This is a genomic window from Aurantiacibacter hainanensis (genome assembly GCF_036321025.1).
Classification (GTDB): domain Bacteria; phylum Pseudomonadota; class Alphaproteobacteria; order Sphingomonadales; family Sphingomonadaceae; genus Alteraurantiacibacter; species Alteraurantiacibacter hainanensis.
Map to the genome: position 1 here is coordinate 445,589 of NZ_JAZAPB010000001.1, position 20,118 is coordinate 465,706.

Consider the following 20,118-nt stretch of genomic DNA (forward strand, 5'->3'; position numbering starts at 1 on the left):
ATCGTTGGTTAATCGCCTGTAACGATGCCCTACTACATGTGTATTTTCAAGGAATTGAAATTTTCGACTGGCCCTCCCACTCTGGGACACAGTTCAACTTCGCAGTCTTTCCGACCCTTGGAGTGGAAGCGAAATCGCGCACCCGAAGCAGAACCCTGCAGGACCAGTGTCAGGGGATGTGCCTGACCCATCCTGGCGATTTGATCTCGAACAATGCTTCTGGCGCGCCGGCAATACTAGACAGATCTCACAACCGAAGGAGATCTGGCCATGCTTCCCTCATCGAAGCTCTCGCCTAGCGGAAAGCGCTCCATACCGGGAACGGTGGTGTTCGACGGTGACGCTGCCCGGTCGGGCTATGCTTTCAACGCCATGTGCTATTCCTTCAACGATGCGAACAACCGCGCGGCGTTCGCTGCCGACGAGGAAGCCTACATGGATCGCTTTGAGCTGTCCGACGCCCAGCGCCAGGCGGTGCGCGACCGCGACGTTCCCGCCATGCTGGCGGAGGGTGGCAACGTCTACTACCTCGCCAAGCTGGCCGGCATTCTCGGCCTGAACGTGCAGGATCTCGGCGCGTTGCAGACGGGCAAGTCGCTGGAAGATTTCAAGGCAGCCCTGATGAGCCACGCCGTAACCGAAACGCGGGTGGCCGACGACAGGAGGATCTCGGCATGAGCCAGGTTTGCGGAGGCATTTTCACCAGCCACGTTCCCGGCATAGGCGGTGCCATCGCCAAGGGACTGCAGCAGGACCCGTACTGGAAGCCGTTCTTCGACGGTTTCGATCCGGTGCACCGTTTCCTCGCCGCCGAGAAGCCCGACGTTGCCGTGGTCTTTTACAACGACCACGGGCTGAACTTCTTCCTAGACAAGATGCCGACATTCGCCATCGGCGCGGCACCGGAATACCGGCACGAGGACGAAGGCTGGGGCATCGCTTTCAGGCGGCCCTATCCCGGGCAAACGGACCTTTCGTGGCATATCATCGAGCAGGTGGTGGAAAGCGAATTCGATCCCGTCATGTGCCAGTCCATGCTGGTGGACCACGCCGTGGCCGTGCCCTTCGAACTGTGCTGGCCGGGCGATGCTCCCTTTGCGACGAAGCTCGTGCCAATCTGCATCAACACCGTGCAGCACCCGCTGCCCAGCCCGAAGCGCTGCTTCGAACTGGGAAAGGCAGTCGGCCGCGCCATCGAGAGCTTCGGGAGCAACGAGAAGATCGTGGTCTTCGGAACGGGCGGCCTTTCGCACCAGCTGGAAGGCGAGCGGGCCGGGCATATCAATGTCGACTACGACAAGTTCTGCCTGCGCAACATCGCTCCCGATCCCGAAGCGCTGTTGCAGCACGATACGCTCGATATCGTCGAATTGGCCGGCAGTCAGGGAGTTGAGATCCTGAACTGGATTGCCGCGCGCGGTGCCATGCTCGGCAGCGTTCGCGAACTGGCAAGCAACTACCACGTGCCGATTTCCAATACCGCGGCGGCAACAGTGCTCCTGGAAAACCGGACGACCGTCAGCGCCTGACCAGGGACGGGCCTCCACCGTCCGTTACCCGTCCCCAACCTGGCCCTCGCATCGAAATTGCGGGGGCCCGTTTTATGCGCTGCCTATTCGGGAGGAATCAGATCGCAGTGCTGAACTGTCGGGCGCTTTGCCGCCTGTAGGGATCGAACGCGGCGGCGATGCTGCGGGCATAGGGCACTCCGTGGCTCGCGATCACCACGGCCCCGTTATCGATCGAGCACAATCCTGCCTCGAGGTATGGCGTGAGCCGGTCGATCGCTGCCTGCTGCGACGCAGCATCCACCCGCGCGCGGCCGCGGCACAGCAATTCCTCGATGATTGCGCCGCAGCGGCGATCCTCAGTACTCCGCCGCTTTCCGCGCACTGCCGGCAGCTCGCCTTGCGAAAGCGACATGCGATAGCGACCCGAGTTTTTCTCGTTCTGCGCCAGCAAGCCGGGGAAAGAACTGATTGCGGACGCGCCCAGTCCGATCAGCGCAGGTGCCTGGTCCTCGGTGAAACCCTGGAAATTCCGGCGCAGCCTGCCTGCGCGCGATGCCATCGCCAGCGGATCGTCCGGCAAGGCGAAATGATCGAAGCCGATTGCGTGATAGCCTGCGGCGACAAGGCGGTCGTGACCCATCGCGGCCATCTTGAAGCGCATCTCGTTCCCCGGCAGATCGCTCGCATCGATCTGCCGCTGGCGCGGAAACATGCCAGGCACGTGAGCATAGCCGAACAAGGCAATGCGATCCGCGCCAAAGCGTCGCGCGTAATCCAGAGATTCCTCCAGATCGGCCAACTCCTGTCCCGGCAGGCCGTACATCAGGTCGAAATTCATCGAAGTGATGCCGGCACCGCGCAGGATTTTCACGCCCTTGTCGATCATCTCGATCGGCTGCACGCGGCCAATGGCTTCCTGCAGGTCGGGCGCGAATGTCTGCACCCCCATGCTGGCGTGTGTTGCCCCGATGCCGCGCAGCACGGACTGCCATTCGCTCGTCAGCGTACGCGGATCGAGTTCTATCGATACCGTCGGCGAATCCAGCGGGAACTTGATCACCAGGTGATCGAACAGGCGCACGAAATCGACAGGAGCCAGTGCATTCGGGCTGCCGCCACCAAAGGCGATGCGCGTTACGCGTGCATTCGCGGGGAGCAGCGCGGCCACCAGCGCGATCTCGCGGTAGAGAGCCTCCATGTAGCTATCGAGACGCTGCTTGCGATTGGCAGCGGCGGTATTGCAGCCGCAGTACCAGCATATCTTCTCGCAGAACGGGATATGGATGTAGAGCGAGACCTCGCCCATGGCAGTCGAGATCGCATCGGCAAGATCTGCCGGTCCAACATCGTCACCGAATTCCGCTGCGGTGGGATAGCTTGTGTAGCGCGGAACGGGCGTTGCGAGCAGGTCGGGATGATAGGGCCACATGCAATTGTCCCTCTCCTGTCTGGCCTCTGGTTTCATTGCTCTGGATCAACGGGATCGCGTTTTTCGCGGCGTTGACACCCCTTGGCGCAGCAGACGGTGGCAGGAGTGGCCGGCTCGTTCGCGGGCGTGAACGGAATGGCGATCGTACCGCCCTGGCAAAGCGCCAGGATCAACTCCGCCGCCCCGCCCTCCTCGGGCAGCGTTATTGCCCCGGCCATGGCAGGCACCAGCGCGAAAAGCCCGAGCGCTTGCCCGAACATGCTCATTCCGCGCCATCCTCGTCATCGTCGATCAGGATGCGCGCCGCCGCGCCATCGGGATCATCGAACTGGTTGTTGCGCAGGGCCCAGAAGAACGCAGCAAGGCCGGCCAGGCCGAGCAACAGGGCGATCGGCAGCAAGATGAGCACCCCGTTCACTTCGCAGCCCTCATCAGGCGCAGCGAATTGGCCACTACCAGCAGCGAACTCGCCGACATGGCAACGGCCGCGAACAGCGGCGTGACAAATCCCGCGATGGCCAGCGGAACGGCGAGAACGTTGTACAGGATGGCAAGAGCGAAATTCTGCTTAACCACCTGCATGGTTTGACGCGCGGCTCGCACGGAACGCGGCAGGGCGGAGAGAGAGTCCTGCACGAAGACGAAATCCGCCGCCTGCAGGCCAACGTCGCTGGCAGTCCCGGGTGCGATCGAGGCATCGGCTGCCGCGAGCGCAGGACCGTCGTTCAGGCCGTCCCCCACCATCAGCACCTTGCGCCCGGAATGGCGCAGCCTGGCCACCAGGGCCTGCTTGTCCTCCGGACGGGCATTGGCCTGAGCGGTGAGCCCGGTTTCATGCGCGATGCCCGCCACGGCTTCTGCGGTGTCGCCGGAAAGGATCGAGCATTCGATGCCCTGCGCCTGCATATCCGCGATGGCCTGCCGAACATCGGGACGCAGCGCATCGGCGATCGGGATAAGCCGGTCGGCACCGGCACCTGTCTCGAGCAGCACGGCGGTGGTGCCGGAACTGTCGGGCCGCCGGAGTGCGACCGGGCGGCCATCGCACGTGCCGAACACCCCCTCGCCTGCGCGTTCCACGACGTTGGCAAGGGCAGCAGGCGCGACCCCCTTGGCGATGAGCGCCTTTTCCATGGCGCGCGACAAGGGATGGCGGCTGTGCGAGGCGAGCGCGAGCGCGATCGCCGCTTCCTCGTCGCTCAGCATTTCCAGCGCCTGCGCGTCGGGCACCGGGCGCCCCAGCGTCAGCGTGTTGGTCTTGTCGAGCAGCGCCCGATTGACGGTGGCGAGACGCTCGAACGCGGAGCCGTCCTTCACCATTACGCCCGCGCGCATCAGCGTTCCGCTGGCGACGACCTGCGCCACGGGCACTGCAAGGCCCAAGGCACAGGGGCACGTGATGATCAGGACGGCGACACCGATCACCAGCGCCTCGTATAGCGTGGCGCCAGCGACCAGCCAGCCTGCCACCGTCACCAGCGCAAGCGAGTGAACGGCGGGCGCATACAGTCGCGCAGCGCGATCCGCGATGCGAACGTAGCGGCTGCGATCCTGCGTGCTCGCTTCCATCAGCCGCGCGATTTCCGCGAGGGTGGTGTCCTTGCCTGCGCTGCTGACCCGAACGTCTACCGGCGCCTCGAGGTTCAGCGTGCCGGCCAGCGCCTTTTCGCCCCGAGCCAGCGCGACCGGGCGGCTTTCGCCGGTCAGCAGCGATTGGTCGAACCGGGTCCGCCCGGCGATGATCTCGCCGTCGGCGGCAAGGCGCTCGCCAGCGGCAATGCGCATCACCATCCCGGGTTCGAGATCCTCTGCGGCAACATAACCTAGCGATCCGTCGGGGTGGACGACCTGCGCCCCCTTTGCCGCCTGGCTAACCAGCGCCTCCACCCCGCTGCGGGCCTTGTCGCGCATCATGGCGTCGAGCACGCGGCCCGCCAGCAGGAACGTAAGCAACATCAATGCGCCGTCGAACCACGCATGTTCGCCGCCGACCCAGGTCTCGTAGAGACTCAGTCCGCAGGCGATTATCACGCCGAGCGAGATCGGCACGTCCATGTTGGTGCCGCCATGCTTCACCGCGTTCCATGCGGATTTGAAGAAGGGCTGGCCGGCATAGCCGATGGCAGGCAGCGCGATCAGCGCGGAAATCCAGTGAAACAGCTCGCGTGTGGAACCCTCCGCACCGGACCATACGCTTACCGACAAGAGCATCACGTTCATCGCCGCAAAGGCCGCCACGGCCAGCGGAGCCAGCAGCGGCTTCACGGCGCTGTGGAGTTCTTCGGTCTGCTTGCGACGGGGCTGCGCCTCGAAACCTGCCTCGGCGATGAACTGCGTGAGATCGCCCAGGTCCACGCTGCCGTCATGCGTGACGGTAACCATGCGCGAGGAAAGGTTCACGCGCGCCGAGAACACGCCGTCGTGCCCCAGCAGGCCGCGCTCGACCTTGCTCATGCAGCCGGCGCAATGCATCGCCGGCACCGCGAGTACGCTGGTCTGCTCGGAAGGCAGCTGGCGCGCCGCGCTCACGACAGGTCATCCTCGCGCCGCCAGGTGGAGACACCGTCGCTCAGCTCCAGCCGCAGCGTCCAGCGACCCTCGGCCAGTTCGCCGTCGGAAAGGTAAGTGCCTTCCGCGATGCGCGTGAAGCCCAGCGCCTGATCGGGCCTGCGACCCAGTGGATGCCGGGCCGTAGCCCTTACCGTGAGGTAATCCGGAGCATCGCTGGCCGACACGACCAGCCGTCCATCGGGCCGCCAGGTGGTCACGGCCTGCCAGCCCAGCGCCTCGCTTTCGCGTGCCTGTTCCAGCCAGCCGTTGAATTCCTGGCTGGCGACATAGGAATTCTCCACCACGATGCCGCCAAAGGTGGAACTTGCGTAGCTGGCCATGGTGAAATTGACCGCTGCCACGCCGCCGAAGAATGCAACGAGAATGCCGGTCATGTGCCAGCCGGTGAAACGCCTTGCGGGACGCTGGGCCATCATTCGTCTCCTGGAGTCACGAAGCGGACTTCCACCGCGTCGGTTTCTGCCTGTTCGTCGAGCGACACGACCGAGAGGCTGAAATCCTGCGCGTCCGTACCTTGCGGAGCGCGCACATATAGGCGCACCGTCTGCGTGGCGTCTGCAGGCACCGGCACGTCGACCGTGCGGGCGGCATCGTTATTGCTCATCGCATCGGTCCACATCACGGCGCCAGGGAGGCCTTCTATGCCGACCCGCATCTCGCGCGGACGGGCTTCCATGTTGCGCAGCTTCACGGTGAAGTTGTTGCGCACGGTTCCATCGCTCATCAGCATGTAGGGAGGATTGCGATCGGGCGCGGCGGCGATTTCGGTGTGCGTGCGCGCCGACAATGCGAACAACAGCCCAAGGCCAATGCCCGCCCAGACGAGGAAATAGAGGACCGAGCGGGGACGAAGCACCTTCTTCCAGGTAGGGCGATGGTCACTGTCCTTCACCTCGCCTTCGGCATCCTCCAGCGTCAGATAATCGATCAGGCCGCGCGGGCGGCCCACTTCGTCCATCACCCGGTCGCAGGCATCGATGCACAGCGCGCAGGTGATGCAGGATATGTCCGAACCCTTCCGGATGTCCCAGCCCGTGGGGCACACGGCAACGCACTGGTTGCAGTCGATGCAGTCGCCAAATTCGCCCGGACTCTTCTGGGCCTTCTTCAGGCTGCCACGCGGTTCCCCGCGCCAGTCCTTGTAGGTTACGGTCAGCGATTTCTCGTCCATCATCGCCGTCTGGATGCGCGGCCAGGGGCACATGTAGATGCACACCTGTTCGCGCATGAAGCCGCCGAAAATGAAGGTGGTGGCAGTCAGGATGCCGACAGTCGCATAGGCGACGAAGGGCGCTTCCAGGCTCCAGAATTCACGCACCAGCGTGGGCGCATCGGCAAAATACATGATCCACGCGCCGCCGGTCCAGAAAGCGATCACGAGGTAGATGGTCCACTTGAACAGCCGTCGGGCGATCTTGGCCGCCGTCCACGGCGCGGCGTCCAGCCTCATGCGCTTGTTGCGGTCGCCATCGACGAAACGATCGACGTGCTGGAACAGGTCGGTCCACACCGTTTGCGGGCAGGCGTAGCCGCACCACGCGCGGCCCACCATACTGGTGAGGAGGAACAGGCCGACGCCCGCCATGATGAGAAGGCCCGCCACGAGATAGAATTCGTGCGGCCAGATCTCGATGTTGAACATGTAGAATCGGCGATTCGCCAGGTCGACCAGCACCGCCTGATCGGGTGCATACGGGCCACGATCCCAGCGGATCCAAGGCGTTCCGTAGTAGATCGCCAGAGTGACGAGCATGATCAGCCACTTGAAGCGGCGGAAGAACCCGTCGATCCGCTTGGGATGCACCGTCCTGCGGGCCTCGTAGGTACCCAAGAGGCTATGGTGGAGCTTGGGATCAGGGTTGTTCATCGACCTCGACCTCGGGATCGTCGGCGACTTCGATGAAGTCCTCTCCGCCCCCCAGCGAATGAACATAGGCGGCCAGCATCGCGATGGTGACCGGATCAAGACGCCCTTCCCACTTGGGCATCATGCCCATCTTCGGGTTCAGGATCTGCGCCGCGATCGCCTCCCGGCTGCTACCACGCAGCCAGATCGCATCGGACAGGTCGGGCGCGCCGAACTGGCGCATGCCCTCTCCCGCAGGACCGTGGCAGATCGAGCAATTCTGCTCGAACAACTGCGCACCCACGGCATTGGACGGCCCCTGCCCGCTCAGCGACAGAACATGGTCGACCACGGCGTCGACCTGCCCACGGTCCAGAATTCCCTCGAAGGACGGCATGATGCTCTGTCGCGTCTCCGGATCGCCGGGCTGGCGTATGCCGTGAACCAGCGTGTATTCGATGGCGCGTATATCGCCGCCCCACAGCCAGTCGTCGTCGTTCAGGTTGGGGTAGCCCAGCTCCTGACTGCCTGCCGCGCCCGACCCGTGACACTGCACGCAGTGGATCTGGAACGCCGCGCGGCCGCCGGCCACCGCCTGCTGCATCAGCGGGGCATTTTCGGAAAGCCGCTCCAGCGGAACCCGCGCGATTTCCTCGCGCACGCTGGCGCGGGCAAGATCGGCTGCTTCCATTTCATCGGCCAGCTCACCTCGGCTCGTCCAGCCGAGCACGCCTTCGGTGCCTTTTTCGATCAGCGGCCAGGCCGGGTAAAGGATGACGTAGACCAGCGACCAGATCACTGTGGCGTAGAAGGTCCACAGCCACCACCGCGGAAGCGGCGTGTTTAGTTCCTCGATGCCGTCCCATTCGTGGCCGACAAATTCGGTGCCGGTGGGCTCGTCGACGCGCTTGTTACCCATCGTTCTCATCCTTGAAGATCACATTGGCGGCATTGTCGTGATGGCGTTTCGCACCGGGCCGGAATGCCCAGAGGCCAAAAGCCAGCCACAGCACCACCATCGCCAGCAGGCCCCAGCTGTCGGCGACCTGGCGGAGGAATTCGTAGGTGGAATGTTCGGTCATCGGCCCGTCTCCGATGCCAGTTCTTCCTGAGCGGCGGCGCTGTTCACATCCACCAGGGTGCCGAGCATCTGCAGGTAGGCGACGATGGCATCCATCTCGGTCACACGCGTGGGATCGCCGTCGAAATCGCGCACCTGCGCGCCGGGATAACGCTCCTCCAGATCACCGGCAGGCACATCGGGATCGGCCTGCGCCACCAGGTCCCTTGCTGCGTTCTCGAGATCGGTGTCGGTGTAGGGCACGCCCACGATGCGCAGCGCTTCCAGCATCGCCTCGGGGTCGGGCACCGTCAGGCTGCGCTCGGAAAGGAAGCTGTACTGCGGCATGATCGAGCGCGGCACCACGCTCTGCGGATCTTCCAGGTGCTGCACGTGCCATTCGTCGGAATAGCGGCCGCCCACGCGCGCAAGGTCAGGCCCGGTGCGCTTTGAGCCCCACTGGAAGGGGTGGTCGTACATGCTTTCCGCCGCCAGCGAGTAGTGACCGTAGCGCTCCACCTCGTCGCGGAAAGGGCGTATCATCTGGCTGTGGCAGGTGTAGCAGCCCTCGCGCACGTAGATGTCGCGCCCGGCCTGCTCCAGCGGGGTGTATGGGCGCATGCCCTCCACTTCCTCGATCGTGTTGTCGATCCAGAACAGCGGCGCGATTTCCACAATGCCGCCGATGGCCACCACCACCAGCGAAATCGCGCCCAGCAGGGTGACGTTGCGTTCCAGCCGCTGGTGGCCCTTCACCGTGGCCGCGACATCAGGCGGCACTTCGGATAGCGGCGGTGCGGACGTTGCGTTGTCTTTATCGGTCATGTCCGTCTCTTTCATTCGGCAGGCGTGGCGACGAACGGGCGGTCTGCCGCTTCGTCGTACTTGGCATCGTTCATGGGAGCCTCGACGCGCAGCTTGCCGGCGATGGTCATCCAGACGTTGAAGACCATGATCAGCGCACCCGCGAGGTACAAGAGGCCGCCCAGAGCCCGCAGCAGGAACATCGGGTGGAGCGCCGCCACGGTGTCGACAAAGCTGTTCACCAGGTATCCGTCGATGCCGTATTCACGCCACATCAGGCCCTGGGTGATGCCGGCCACCCACATGCTGGCGGCGTAGAAAACGATGCCGATGGTCGCGAGCCAGAAGTGCCAGTTGACCATGCGCAGGCTGTAGAGCCGCTCACGGCTCCACAAGCGCGGCACCAGGAAGTAGACAGCGGCAAAGGTGATCATCCCGTTCCAGCCCAGTGCGCCGGAGTGGACGTGGCCGATGGTCCAGTCGGTGTAGTGGCTGAGGCTGTTGACCGATTTGATCGAGAGCATCGGCCCCTCGAAGGTGCTCATCCCGTAGAAGGCCAGCGCCATCACCATCATGCGGATAATCGGATCGGTGCGGATCTTGTCCCATGCGCCGTTCAGCGTCATCAGGCCGTTGATCATGCCGCCCCAGCTGGGCATCCACAGCATGATGGAGAACACCATGCCCAGCGTCTGCGCCCAGTCAGGCAGCGCGGTGTAATGCAGGTGGTGCGGGCCCGCCCAGATATAGAGGAAGATCAGCGACCAGAAGTGGATGATCGACAGGCGGTAGCTGTAGACGGGACGCTCGGCCTGTTTGGGCACGAAGTAGTACATCATGGCCAGGAACCCGGCGGTCAGGAAGAATCCGACGGCGTTGTGGCCGTACCACCATTGCACCAGCGCACCCTGGACGCCTGCGAAGAGAGGGTAGCTCTTCGATCCGAGCAGGCTGATGGGCATGTCGAGATTGTTGACGACGTGCAGCATCGCCACGGTCAGGATGAAGGCGAGGTAGAACCAGTTGGCGACGTAGATGTGCGGTTCTTTCCGCTTCAGGATCGTGCCCACGAAGACGACCAGATAGGCGACCCACACGATGGTCAGCCACCAGTCGACATACCACTCGGGCTCGGCATATTCCTTCGACTGGGTGACGCCCAGCAGGTAGCCGGTCGCCGCAAGCACGATGAACAACTGGTAGCCCCAGAACACGAACCGGGCCGTGCCGGGAAAGGCCAGACGCGCGCGGCAGGTGCGCTGCACCACGTAGAAGCTGGTGGCGATCAGGGCATTGCCACCAAAGGCGAAGATCACTGCACTGGTGTGCAGCGGGCGGACGCGGCCGAAATTCAGGTATGGCTCGAAATTCAGCTCTGGCCAGACAAGTTGCAGGGCGATGAAGAGGCCGGCCAGGAAGCCGGCAATGCCCCAGAACACCGTCGCGATGACGCCCCATCTCACCGGAGCATCGTCATACCGCCCCTCATCGACGGGTAGGCGCAGCACATCGCGCGTCCTGGCGTCGAATTCGGTATTCCATACGGTCACGATCAAGCCGACGAAGGCCGCGATCGAGATAACCAGCATGTGCACGGAAAAGGCCGCGTCCTGCGCATTGGCCAGCGCCATCAGGCAGAGCAGCAGGATGACGAACCACGTGCCGGCGCGGGAGAGTGTAGCGTCCATGTGTTGACCCCTTGGAGAACAAGGGGCCTGTGCGGCACCTGCCGGTCGGTTTCGTTGATCGTGGTCAAAAAGATCGTTTCGCCGCGAAGAAATTTTCGTGCGCCAAATTTGCGATTGATCAAGGTATGCCGGAAGCGACGGGCGCACATCGCCATCACGCCGCGGGAATGAGGCCGAATTCGTCGGCCGTGGCGGCGATGATGGAGTAATCGAAATGAACGATGCTATGGTTTCGAAGGCGTGCGGCATGGCCCTCGCCGCTGCTGCCGGACTGGCTGCACTGCCCGCCGTTGCGCAGGAAGCCGGAGATGTGCAGGTCAAGGTGATGGCCACCGCCGTACTCCCCGACGGCGAGATCGATCGGGTCCACATTGACGATGTCGGCCTGCCCGCCGGAACGCAGACAGAAGCAAACGACAATGTCGTTCCCACGGTGGCAATCGAATATTTCGCCACGCCCAACTTCTCCATCGAGACGATCTGCTGCGTGACCCAGCACGACGTCGACGGGGTCGATGGTGCCGCAGGCACCGAACTGGTGGCCGATGCCCTGCTGCTGCCCGCCACCGTCACAGGCAAGTTCCACCTCAACGCGGGCGGCGTGTCGCCCTATGTCGGCGCGGGCGTCGCCTATTTCATCTGGCTGGATGACGAGCCGGGCGCCACCGCCGTCGCCCTCGGTGCAGACGATTTCTCGCTCAGCGACGAGCTGGGCTTCGTCCTGCAGGCCGGTGTCGATGTCCCGGTGAGCGAGAGCTTCCTCGTGTCGGTAGATGCGAAACGCTATTTCATCGACACCACGGCCACCTGGTATGCCAACGGCACGCCGGTGATCCAGACCGAGCACAACCTCGATCCCTGGGTGGTCAGCGCAGGTGTTGGCTACCGGTTCTGACCGGAACGTGCCGGACTGACCCAGCAACATTCACCATAGCCGCTCGGTCGAGGATTTCGACCGAGCGGTCTGCTGGAAAATCGGTCATGCGGATACGCTTCAGTGCGCTCGTCTGGCCGCTGAGGACCACGCACTTCCGAATACTTCCCGACGTCATCTGCGGAAGGCAGCCACGACAAAAGCCGTGCGCCGCCTAATCCCTAGCGCGCCTCATATCCCGTCAGTCGAAGATGGCCGTAGGTAAAAGGCCCGTCCGGCGTGTGCCATATGGCATCGCCCTCGCTTGCGAGACGCCAGCCGTCGAATTCGCGGTAATTCCCCAGCGGAGTGGTCCAGCGTGCAATTGTCAGGCTTCCGTCCTTTTCCAGCATGCCACGGTCATCGGACACGAAATCGACGAGTTCGCCCGCCTCGTTGAAGACGAGTTCGGCAGAAACCGTATTCGGGCCGAGAGTGAAGTCGACCCTGGCGCGCCTGTCATCGATGGCGGTCCATGAGAGGCGCGGATCGGTCAGCCGCGATGGTGCGAAGAAGGCTAGATCATTGAGGATCGTGACGGTCTCTGTGCGGGTCAGGTCCGGCCCTTCAACATCGACGACATTGACCAGTCCTGCCGCGCGCACTCGCATCGACGCCTTGTCGCGATTGAAATCGTGCAGCACTGCGATCGGCAGGCCCTTCATCCTGGTAGTCATGAAGAAGAGGCGGTGCGGCGCATCGAACCGCTCGTATTGAACGACCGGCCCGCTCATTCCGGGCGCATCGGGAGCCTCGTACATCACGGCGTCGAAGTGCAGCACGATTTCGGTGACCACGGGGCGGCCCACCGATCCCGTAAGCGAAACGTAGCGTTGCACCGGCTCGGGAAGCGAAGCGAGATCATCCTGGGTCAGGACAGGCGTCTTGGCGAGCGGTTCGGCGGCCGCGGCGGCACGGCGCGTGTCAAAATCTCGCGAGAGACTGTTCGACCAGGCGTAGATTCCGGCCCCGCCGATCAGCAAACCAGCACCAAGCAACCACATGCTCACCTTCCTGTTCATCAGATTGTTCAAGGCCCGATTTGGCACGCGAGGCGGTACAACAGCGTGAAAGGAGCGGAGGGGCGCCCTGCCCTGCACTCTAGCTCGGCAGTCTCCTCACGCGTTGATCACCATCAATTCGTGAAAAAGCGTCCGCCTGTGGAAATTGCAGCATGTCCACTTCCTGCCGGAACCGCAGGCGGCTGCTCTCCAGGTTGGAGGCGAAAGCCTTCTACTTGGCCGTGTCGTGCTCGTTCGAACGGGTCTGCCGATCGTCACGGTCAGTCCCGTGGATGATCTTTCTCAGCGCCTTGAGGAGCGTCTCCAGTTCGAATTCCGTCAGCGATGCTGTCAGCGCCTCATCGTGACGGGCAACCTGGCGCCGCAATTCGGCCAGTATTTCCTCCCCGTTCAGCGTCAGGTGGACACCGCGTGCCCTTCCATCTGCGGGTGTCCTGCGGCGAGTCAGGCATTTGCGAGTCTCCCAGAAGTCGATCGCCAGCGTGGCGGCTGGCTTGCTCAGTCCCAGGACTGCGGCGAGCTGGACAGGCTGTAGTCCGGGATTTGCGCCAACCAGCTCCAGCACGGAATAGCGTAACGGAGTGATGGACCGATCGCCGATCTCGTCTGAAAAGGTGCTGAAATCGACGAGGCTGGCCCGGCGCAGGTGAAAGCCGATCAGCCCCGGAAGCTGGCCATAGTTCAATGAGTGATCGAAAACCGAAAGTTTTCTGTCGGGTACTCTCGCCAATGTCGTTCCTCGCTTGCAGGCCCTAACCGAGGCATTCTTGCGGTACGCGGCCAGTTTCACAAGCCGGCCTTGGGCAAACCCCGACACAAACAGTTATTGACGATAATCATATTTTTTTGCAACGCAGCTGTAATATGGGACCGAAGATTCCATCGACGGGAAGAGGAACGATCCAATGATTACCCGACTGAAGGTAGATTTCCTTTCACGCGCGGCCTTCGCGGCTCTCGCTGTTGGCGCTGTCGGCCATGCCGGCCCGGCGCTGGCTCAGCAGGCGACGACGCAGGGTGTGCCAGGCGAGGATGAGCAGGCCGGCGAGGCCCCGCCTCCTGAATCCGTTATCGTGGTGACCGCCCGCCGGCGCGAGGAATCACTGCAGGAAGCGCCAGTTGCGATCTCCGCATTCTCCGCCGAGGTGCTGCAGGATCGCCAGATTCAGCAGACGTCCGATCTGGAACGCATTACGCCAAGCCTGCAATTCAAGCCTGCCGGTCAGTTGTCGGGCAACAGCGCTTCCTCGGTGGTCTTCATCCGCGGCGTGGGGCAGCTTGACCCGACGGCGGCCGTCGATCCCGGCGTGGGTATCTACATCGACGAAGTCTACGTCGGTCGCGCCGTCGGCGGCACGATCGATTTCGGGGACATCGAGAGTGTCGAAGTGCTTCGTGGACCGCAGGGCACGCTGTTCGGTCGCAACACGATCGGCGGCGCCATCCTGGTGCGAACCCGCGAACCCGAGTTCAACGAATTTTCCGCGCGCGGTCGCTTCCGCGTGGGCGAGTACGACCTGGTCGAGGGCTTCGCCGCTCTCAACCTCCCGATTTCCGACACGATCGCGGCGCGCGTCTCCGGCGGGTTCCGCAATCGCGACGGCTACGTCATCCGTGCCTTCGACGGGCTCGACCTCGGCAATGAAGACAGCGTGACGGTCAACGGCGCGCTCCGCTTCGAGCCCACACCGGATTTCGAGCTGCAGGTGCGGGCCGACTACACCAAGCGTGACGAGAACGGCGCGCCTTTCGTGTTCGCCGGCATCAACGAGAACGCGCCGGTCGCGGCCATCGTCAGTGTTGCGGCTGGGTGCCCGGGCGCCACGATCCCCTTCGCGCCGTTGCAGCCGGGCGATCCTCGCTTCGGTGCGCCGAACGTGCCGCTGATCGACGATGCGCGCTGCGCCAACGACTTCCAGAACCGCGGCAATTTCGTCAACGGCGGCACGGCCGATGTGCTGAGCACTTCCGAGGTGTGGGGCGTTTCGGCCACGGCCACCTACGATGTATCGGATAGCGTGCTGCTCAAGAGCATCACGGCCTATCGCTCCACCCAGTCGCGCGGTATCCGCGATGCGGACAACACGCCATTCCTGCTGATCACGACCGACGTGGGCGGTGAATCCGACCAGTTCAGCCAGGAACTGCAGGTGCAATACGATGCCGGGCCGCTCAATGGCATCCTTGGCGTCTACTACTTCGACGAGGACACTTTCGAACGCGCCACCGTTCCGCTGTCCTTCCCGCCCTCGCCTCCGGTCATCGGCTCCATCCTGAATGGCGGACCCGGATCGCGCGACCTGCAGCTTTCGAACCTCGAGACCCGCTCCTGGGCGGTTTTCGGAGAGGCTTCCTACGAGCTCTCTGACGGACTCCAGGTGAGTGGTGGCCTGCGCTACACTGAAGATCGCAAGACTTTCCAGGGAACGGTGCTGAACCTGTTTCCGGCCACCCTGCCCGATCCCGATCCGCTACCCGACAGGGCAATACCCGATGGCGGGCCGCTCTTCATCTACCCGACGCCCAACCGGGAAACGTTCAGCGCGCTGACCGGGTCGGCCAGCGTCGCCTATGAGGTTGCGCCCTGGCTCAACACCTACGTTTCCTATTCGCGCAGCTTCAAGTCGGGCGGTTTCAACACTCGCTACAACGCTCCGCCGCCGGGATTCCAGCCGGTGCCCTTCGATGAGGAAACTGTCGACAGCTACGAAGTCGGTGCGAAAATCGAGGCGGGGGATTTCCGCCTGAACCTCGCCGCTTTCCAGGCAGACTATGGCAATATCCAGCTGGTCTTCCGTCAGGGTGTGGTGCCGCTGCTCTTCAACGCGGGTGAAGCGCGCATCCGGGGCTTCGAGGCAGAGGCAAGCTATCGCCCGTTCGACAACGGCCTCTTCATAGATGCCGGCATGAGCATTCTCGACGACGAGATCCTTTCGATCACCGAAGTGCCTGGCGCCACGGCGACGGTACAACCCGGAGACGAATTGCCGCTGACGCCCTCCTTCCAGGGTAATATCGCGTTCGGTTACAACTTCGAGATCAATGACGGCCTCGTCGTGACGCCGCAGTTCGACGGCTCCTACACCTCGGACGTGGTGTTCATCACCGGCAGCGTGCCGGAGATCGAGCAGGAAGGCTACTTCGTGGCCAACGCGTCGATTCAGGTGGAGATCAACGACCGCTTCGAGGTGCAGGCCGGCGTCATCAACCTGTTCGACAAGGAGTACCTGATCCAGGGCAACGCTTCGCTCGGCACGCTCGGCTATGCGGAGAAGATCTATGCTCGTCCGCAGAGCTGGTACGTGCAGGTTTCGGCGGAGTTCTGACGCCGACACAAGGCCTGTTTGGCAGGCCTGAATGCAAATGATTGCGGCCCTGCGGCTGCCGCTGCGTGGCGGAAGGCATTTCGTCATGCGCGGCAGCATCGGGCTTGTTAACCCGATTGCTCCTGATCGCAGCGCTCGCCCCGCGCGGACAACATGTATCGAACACGGCTCCAGCCCTGACCTGCGAGCGCATGGTTCTGCGGCCTTTCGGCCAGCCTTTGCAACTGGAGACAAGTGCTGGAAGTGATTGGCGGAGAGGGAGTCCGCATAAATAACTCTCTGAACTGCTGAAACAATTATGTTTTTCTAAAGACACCCTCTATTCTCCCACACTTCTTACCTCATTGGGTGTCTGCCACCACAAGGTAGCCATCACGAGATAGTGGGGTTCCGCGTAGAAGCTTCCGACGCAGGTTCCTCGCGCGCCCCGGGCGAAAAATTGTGTTAGCGATCATAGGCCGGTTCCGAACGGTCCTAGGGGCGTTTCCGCCAGGTCTTTGACCCCCTCCCCATGTCTGAGATGAGAAGACAAGCGGGAGGTCCGCTGTTGGCAGATATTTTCGAAGTCCTAATGTCCGAAATTGGGCGGAAAGCGGACGTTACAAGGCGCTGACCGTTTGTGGGCCGGTAGCGGAAGTTCTGCTTTCGATGCCGGAAGAGCCTAAGCGGACATTCGGCTAACAACCCGCTAGCGGACATTTGCGCAAACCGACCGGGGTTACTCCTCGTCAATCGGGAACTGGATCGTCTTGGGGCCGGTGCGTCGCGGCCGTTCCGCCATCCAGATGTCCGGAAAGGGCGTTTCGCTTCCTGCCCGATTTGACGAGAAAAATATCTGGCTCTCGTCCCAGCTTATCCAGGGCCGCAGATCCCCTGCCGGAGAGTTCAGTTCGGGCAGCGTGTAGGCGGGGCCGAAAGGTTCCTCGGTCGTCTCACGCTCGGCGAACCAGATGTCCGGTCCACCGAGCCCTCCGTTGCGCGTGGAGTCGAAAGCGATGAAGCGCCCGTCGCGCGATACCCACGGGCGATTGTTGGACCCTTCGGCATTGGGTCCACCTTCCACGGGAACGGGCAGGGCACCGGCAACGCTCTGCAGGATCACCCCGCCTGAACCGTCGGGGTTGCGGCGGGAAAAGATGGCGACCTCGCGTCGCGCATCGTCCTCGAAGACGTTGACGGATTCCTCGAGGCCAGGCGTGTTGTATAGCCGGTTGAATGGCTGGGCGGCTTCCCAGTCTCTGGAATTGCGGCGACTGACGAACAGGTTTCCCTGATCGGAGCCCTCGCTTCTTAGAAAATGCAGTTCGTTCCGTCCGATAATCGTCGGGCAGGCTTCGTTTGCGCCCGTATTGACAGTCGGTGGAAGTTTTTGCGGAGCGCCAAATCCATCCGAGGTGGTTTCCCGTCGAGTGACGAAGAGGTCGGCGCTCCCGTCGCGGAAAGAGGTGAAATAGAGCTCCAGGCCATTGCGCGAGAGGCTGACGCAGCCGTCGATGGAAGGCGAATTGATCGCATCGGAGGAGCCTAGGAGAGCCTCTAAGTTGATCGGCGTGCGCCAGTCTCCGATGGGCGGATTTCCCAGCGCGCTCCCCGAGAGACTCAGAGCCCCGAGTCCGACAGTTGCCAGTGCAAGCGAGTTGACGAGACGAACAGACATGACGCGGTACTCCTTTGAGAGCGGAAACTGTACGCGCGATCATGCTCCTCGAAGGCCTCACCGCCCATGACGGTTTGCCGATGAAAGCCGATCTTTTGCTGATGGTTTACCGATATACGTGCTAAATCCCTGCAACTGGGGCATTAGGTGAGTACTTGCGACATGAAGTTGCAACGCCTGAACAACTGGATCTGGGGGGGAGCGGGTGGCTTTTTGGTCGGTGCCGTTCCTGCGCTGGCGCAGGACACTGGCGCTGCACCGATCATCGTCACCGGCGAACGGCTGAACCGGACACTTGCCGAAACCGCCTCGAGCGTGACGGTCATAACCGCCACCGATCTGGAACAGCGACCCGACCTCGCCCGGTTGGACAGCATCCTTCAGACCATTCCCAATGTAACGCTCGGCTCCGGCGGACTGGGGCCGACCATCAGGGGGCAGGATACGACGGGTGTCCTGCGAGACCTGCCTGCCTTCCTCGGCGGCAACCGGCCCCGCACCACCCTGATCGTCGACGGACGACCGGTTACCTACAACGAATTCGTCTTCGGCGCCCAACCACTGTGGGACGTTGCCAGGGTCGAAGTGTTTCGCAGCCCGCAAACGACGACCCTGGGACGCAATTCAATTTCCGGCGCCATCATCGTGGAGACGGAACAGGCCGAGGACGTTTTCGGGGCAAGTGCCAGAGCATTTGTAGGAGCTTATGACACGCTCCAGCTTTCCGCTTCGGTGACCGGCCCCATCCTGCCGGATCAGATCACCTTCAGGATTTCAGGAGACCGGCATCGCAGTGTGACGTCGAGCGAACTGAGCGGCGGTGAACAGACGATCGATCCCAACGAGGATCGCTACGACCACGTCAGGGCAAGAATGCTTTTCGATCTGGCACATATCGATCCGCTAAAGCTCGAGGTCACATACTCACACCTGCAAACGCAAGCAGTGCAAATTGAAGGCGTTCGAGAGCCATTTCGAGAACGCCGCGACCCATTCGCGCGTTATGGCGTGTTTCGCACAAACATCGACAGCGTCACTTTTCGCCCGGAATGGCAGTTCGACGAAACAACTTCGATCAGGGGTGTCGCATCGGTTGGCTGGGGCGAGATTCACCGTTTCGCGCCGCCAGGCCTCGGAGAGGCGGATACTTCGAGTCGAGACCGCACGTTCGAACTGTCATTTCGTCATCAAGGACGTGATTCCGGCATGATCGTCGGAGCCGCGTACAGCAGGGTCAACCAGACCCAGTGGATCGATGTCACGACTGTCAGGCTGGGCACAGGTTCATTTGCCGATCAGCAGACCAGCTTCGGCCTGTTCGGCGAAGCGATAATCAGCCCGCTGGACAACGTCTCCGTCACAGTCGGCGGGAGGTTCCAGACTGACCGGCAGGTTCGCGAGGGCATGCTGCTTACACCCGCGGGTTCGAGATCGCTCGACTACGATGGAGAGTTTTCGTGGCTTCTGCCCAAGATCTCGCTGTCTTTCGAACCGTTCGAGGGGCTGACCACCGGGATCCTCGTCCAGAAGGCTGCCAACCCTGGCGGCACGACCCTGCTCGCCGACACTGGAGAACAAGATCGGTTCGCGCCCGAATCCTTGTGGGACTTCGAACTTTTCGCACGTGGCGAGGCAGCTTCCGGCAGCCTGCATTACCAGGCCAACCTGTTCTATTACGACATGACTGACGCGCAGCGCTCTGTCACGCGCACGATCCAGACACCGGGCGGCCCGTTCTACCTCGTCGAGATCGGCAACGTGCCCAAGGCCTGGAGCGCGGGCGCGGAACTGCAGTTCGGCTGGCGCGTGACCGATGCTCTCGATATTTCCGGCTCGATCGGTGTGCTGGATGCAAGGATCAGCGAGGTGGTGGATGACGATGATCCGCTGCTGGGAAACGAATTCCAGCGCTCACCGCACATGACCGGATCGATGGCCGCAAGCTGGCAGGCGGACAAGCACCTCTCGTTCCACGTCAGCCTCTCCGTTCGTTCCGGCTATTACGACGACGACCTCAACACTCCGTCCCTCCGGATCGACGGCACCAGCGTCCTCGATGTTCGCGCATCCTGGCAGCACGGACCCATCAGGCTCATCGCCTACGCGCGCAATGCCTTCGACCGATTCTACCTGACCAGTCTCTCCGAGACCGGATTGGCGACAGCAGGCGATCCAAGAGAAATCGGCGTTGGTGTCGAGGGACGCTTCTGACAGCGAACCCGATTGTCGAGAAGTGGCATGGGCTGTAATCATGTGCGCCCTGGCCATGGCGGCCGGGTGGGGTACTACAG

General features: G+C 62.7%; 18 protein-coding genes. 5 read left to right on the forward strand and 13 right to left on the reverse strand.

Translation table 11 applies throughout. The annotated features are described in order from the left end of the window. The first annotated feature begins 270 nt into the window (after positions 1–270). Entirely contained in the window at positions 271–678 is a 408-nt protein-coding gene (locus AAA989_RS02190; protein ID WP_338240857.1) for a protocatechuate 4,5-dioxygenase subunit alpha, read from the forward strand. Continuing rightward, positions 675–1,529 carry a class III extradiol dioxygenase family protein gene (locus AAA989_RS02195; protein WP_338240858.1) on the forward strand — a complete coding sequence of 285 codons (855 nt, stop codon included), beginning with the start codon at positions 675–677 and terminating at the stop codon, positions 1,527–1,529. The genes AAA989_RS02190 and AAA989_RS02195 overlap by 4 nt, the downstream gene beginning before the upstream one ends. 97 nt (positions 1,530–1,626) lie before the next feature. On the opposite strand, the gene hemN is transcribed toward AAA989_RS02195, so the two are convergent. The 10 genes from hemN to ccoN are packed head-to-tail and all read right to left on the reverse strand — an operon-like array spanning position 1,627 to position 10,909. Then, complete coding sequence (gene hemN / locus AAA989_RS02200; protein WP_338240859.1) at positions 1,627–2,940, reverse strand: oxygen-independent coproporphyrinogen III oxidase; 1,314 nt, start codon at positions 2,938–2,940, stop codon at positions 1,627–1,629. A gap of 32 nt (positions 2,941–2,972) precedes the next feature. After that, positions 2,973–3,206 carry a hypothetical protein gene (locus AAA989_RS02205; RefSeq protein WP_338240860.1) on the reverse strand — a complete coding sequence of 78 codons (234 nt, stop codon included), beginning with the start codon at positions 3,204–3,206 and terminating at the stop codon, positions 2,973–2,975. Continuing rightward, positions 3,203–3,358, reverse strand: a complete 156-nt coding sequence (gene ccoS, locus AAA989_RS02210) for a cbb3-type cytochrome oxidase assembly protein CcoS (RefSeq protein WP_338240861.1) — start codon at positions 3,356–3,358, stop codon at positions 3,203–3,205. The genes AAA989_RS02205 and ccoS overlap by 4 nt, the downstream gene beginning before the upstream one ends. After that, positions 3,355–5,469 (reverse strand): heavy metal translocating P-type ATPase, encoded by a 2,115-nt coding sequence (locus tag AAA989_RS02215; RefSeq protein WP_338240862.1) that lies wholly within the window; start codon positions 5,467–5,469, stop codon positions 3,355–3,357. Before AAA989_RS02215 ends, ccoS begins: the two co-directional genes overlap by 4 nt. Then, on the reverse strand, positions 5,466–5,927 hold the full coding sequence (locus tag AAA989_RS02220; RefSeq protein ID WP_338240863.1) for a FixH family protein: 462 nt from the start codon (positions 5,925–5,927) through the stop codon (positions 5,466–5,468). Before AAA989_RS02220 ends, AAA989_RS02215 begins: the two co-directional genes overlap by 4 nt. Then, the gene (ccoG, locus tag AAA989_RS02225) at positions 5,924–7,378 is read right to left on the reverse strand and encodes a cytochrome c oxidase accessory protein CcoG (RefSeq protein ID WP_338240864.1); all 1,455 of its coding nucleotides are present in this window, start codon (positions 7,376–7,378) and stop codon (positions 5,924–5,926) included. The genes AAA989_RS02220 and ccoG overlap by 4 nt, the downstream gene beginning before the upstream one ends. Then, complete coding sequence (gene ccoP / locus AAA989_RS02230; RefSeq protein WP_338240865.1) at positions 7,365–8,276, reverse strand: cytochrome-c oxidase, cbb3-type subunit III; 912 nt, start codon at positions 8,274–8,276, stop codon at positions 7,365–7,367. Before ccoP ends, ccoG begins: the two co-directional genes overlap by 14 nt. After that, entirely contained in the window at positions 8,269–8,439 is a 171-nt protein-coding gene (locus AAA989_RS02235) for a cbb3-type cytochrome c oxidase subunit 3 (RefSeq protein WP_338240867.1), read from the reverse strand. Before AAA989_RS02235 ends, ccoP begins: the two co-directional genes overlap by 8 nt. Continuing rightward, positions 8,436–9,242, reverse strand: a complete 807-nt coding sequence (gene ccoO, locus AAA989_RS02240; protein ID WP_338240868.1) for a cytochrome-c oxidase, cbb3-type subunit II — start codon at positions 9,240–9,242, stop codon at positions 8,436–8,438. Before ccoO ends, AAA989_RS02235 begins: the two co-directional genes overlap by 4 nt. Before the next feature lie 11 nt (positions 9,243–9,253). Further along, on the reverse strand, positions 9,254–10,909 hold the full coding sequence (gene ccoN, locus AAA989_RS02245; protein WP_338240869.1) for a cytochrome-c oxidase, cbb3-type subunit I: 1,656 nt from the start codon (positions 10,907–10,909) through the stop codon (positions 9,254–9,256). A 214-nt stretch (positions 10,910–11,123) separates the two neighbouring features. On the opposite strand from ccoN, the gene AAA989_RS02250 reads away from it, so the two are divergent. Next, positions 11,124–11,804 carry an OmpW/AlkL family protein gene (locus AAA989_RS02250; protein WP_338240871.1) on the forward strand — a complete coding sequence of 227 codons (681 nt, stop codon included), beginning with the start codon at positions 11,124–11,126 and terminating at the stop codon, positions 11,802–11,804. Positions 11,805–12,004: 200 nt separating this feature from the next. On the opposite strand, the gene AAA989_RS02255 is transcribed toward AAA989_RS02250, so the two are convergent. Together AAA989_RS02255 and AAA989_RS02260 are read right to left on the reverse strand one after the other, a co-directional pair. Continuing rightward, a complete protein-coding gene (locus AAA989_RS02255) occupies positions 12,005–12,826 on the reverse strand; it encodes a DUF6544 family protein (protein ID WP_338240873.1) in 822 nt (273 codons plus the stop codon). Positions 12,827–13,055: 229 nt separating this feature from the next. Next, a complete protein-coding gene (locus tag AAA989_RS02260; RefSeq protein WP_338240874.1) occupies positions 13,056–13,574 on the reverse strand; it encodes a MarR family winged helix-turn-helix transcriptional regulator in 519 nt (172 codons plus the stop codon). A gap of 175 nt (positions 13,575–13,749) precedes the next feature. On the opposite strand from AAA989_RS02260, the gene AAA989_RS02265 reads away from it, so the two are divergent. Then, the gene (locus AAA989_RS02265) at positions 13,750–16,170 is read left to right on the forward strand and encodes a TonB-dependent receptor (protein WP_338240877.1); all 2,421 of its coding nucleotides are present in this window, start codon (positions 13,750–13,752) and stop codon (positions 16,168–16,170) included. 718 nt (positions 16,171–16,888) lie between these two features. On the opposite strand, the gene AAA989_RS02270 is transcribed toward AAA989_RS02265, so the two are convergent. Beyond that, the gene (locus tag AAA989_RS02270) at positions 16,889–17,827 is read right to left on the reverse strand and encodes a hypothetical protein (RefSeq protein WP_338240879.1); all 939 of its coding nucleotides are present in this window, start codon (positions 17,825–17,827) and stop codon (positions 16,889–16,891) included. Positions 17,828–17,989: 162 nt separating this feature from the next. Here AAA989_RS02270 and AAA989_RS02275 point away from each other — a divergent pair, with 162 nt between their 5' ends. Further along, complete coding sequence (locus tag AAA989_RS02275; RefSeq protein WP_338240880.1) at positions 17,990–20,038, forward strand: TonB-dependent receptor; 2,049 nt, start codon at positions 17,990–17,992, stop codon at positions 20,036–20,038. The last annotated feature ends 80 nt before the right edge of the window (positions 20,039–20,118 follow it).

Coding starts and splice junctions, on each gene's coding strand:
- AAA989_RS02205 (WP_338240860.1), bottom strand. CDS start 3,206: ATGAGCATGTTCGGGCAAGCGCTCGGGCTTTTCGCGCTGGTGCCTGCC.
- ccoO (WP_338240868.1), bottom strand. CDS start 9,242: ATGACCGATAAAGACAACGCAACGTCCGCACCGCCGCTATCCGAAGTG.
- AAA989_RS02220 (WP_338240863.1), bottom strand. CDS start 5,927: ATGATGGCCCAGCGTCCCGCAAGGCGTTTCACCGGCTGGCACATGACC.
- AAA989_RS02275 (WP_338240880.1), top strand. CDS start 17,990: ATGAAGTTGCAACGCCTGAACAACTGGATCTGGGGGGGAGCGGGTGGC.
- AAA989_RS02250 (WP_338240871.1), top strand. CDS start 11,124: ATGAACGATGCTATGGTTTCGAAGGCGTGCGGCATGGCCCTCGCCGCT.
- hemN (WP_338240859.1), bottom strand. CDS start 2,940: ATGTGGCCCTATCATCCCGACCTGCTCGCAACGCCCGTTCCGCGCTAC.
- ccoP (WP_338240865.1), bottom strand. CDS start 8,276: ATGGGTAACAAGCGCGTCGACGAGCCCACCGGCACCGAATTTGTCGGC.
- AAA989_RS02270 (WP_338240879.1), bottom strand. CDS start 17,827: ATGTCTGTTCGTCTCGTCAACTCGCTTGCACTGGCAACTGTCGGACTC.
- AAA989_RS02190 (WP_338240857.1), top strand. CDS start 271: ATGCTTCCCTCATCGAAGCTCTCGCCTAGCGGAAAGCGCTCCATACCG.
- AAA989_RS02235 (WP_338240867.1), bottom strand. CDS start 8,439: ATGACCGAACATTCCACCTACGAATTCCTCCGCCAGGTCGCCGACAGC.
- AAA989_RS02195 (WP_338240858.1), top strand. CDS start 675: ATGAGCCAGGTTTGCGGAGGCATTTTCACCAGCCACGTTCCCGGCATA.
- ccoG (WP_338240864.1), bottom strand. CDS start 7,378: ATGAACAACCCTGATCCCAAGCTCCACCATAGCCTCTTGGGTACCTAC.
- AAA989_RS02265 (WP_338240877.1), top strand. CDS start 13,750: ATGATTACCCGACTGAAGGTAGATTTCCTTTCACGCGCGGCCTTCGCG.
- AAA989_RS02255 (WP_338240873.1), bottom strand. CDS start 12,826: ATGTGGTTGCTTGGTGCTGGTTTGCTGATCGGCGGGGCCGGAATCTAC.
- ccoN (WP_338240869.1), bottom strand. CDS start 10,909: ATGGACGCTACACTCTCCCGCGCCGGCACGTGGTTCGTCATCCTGCTG.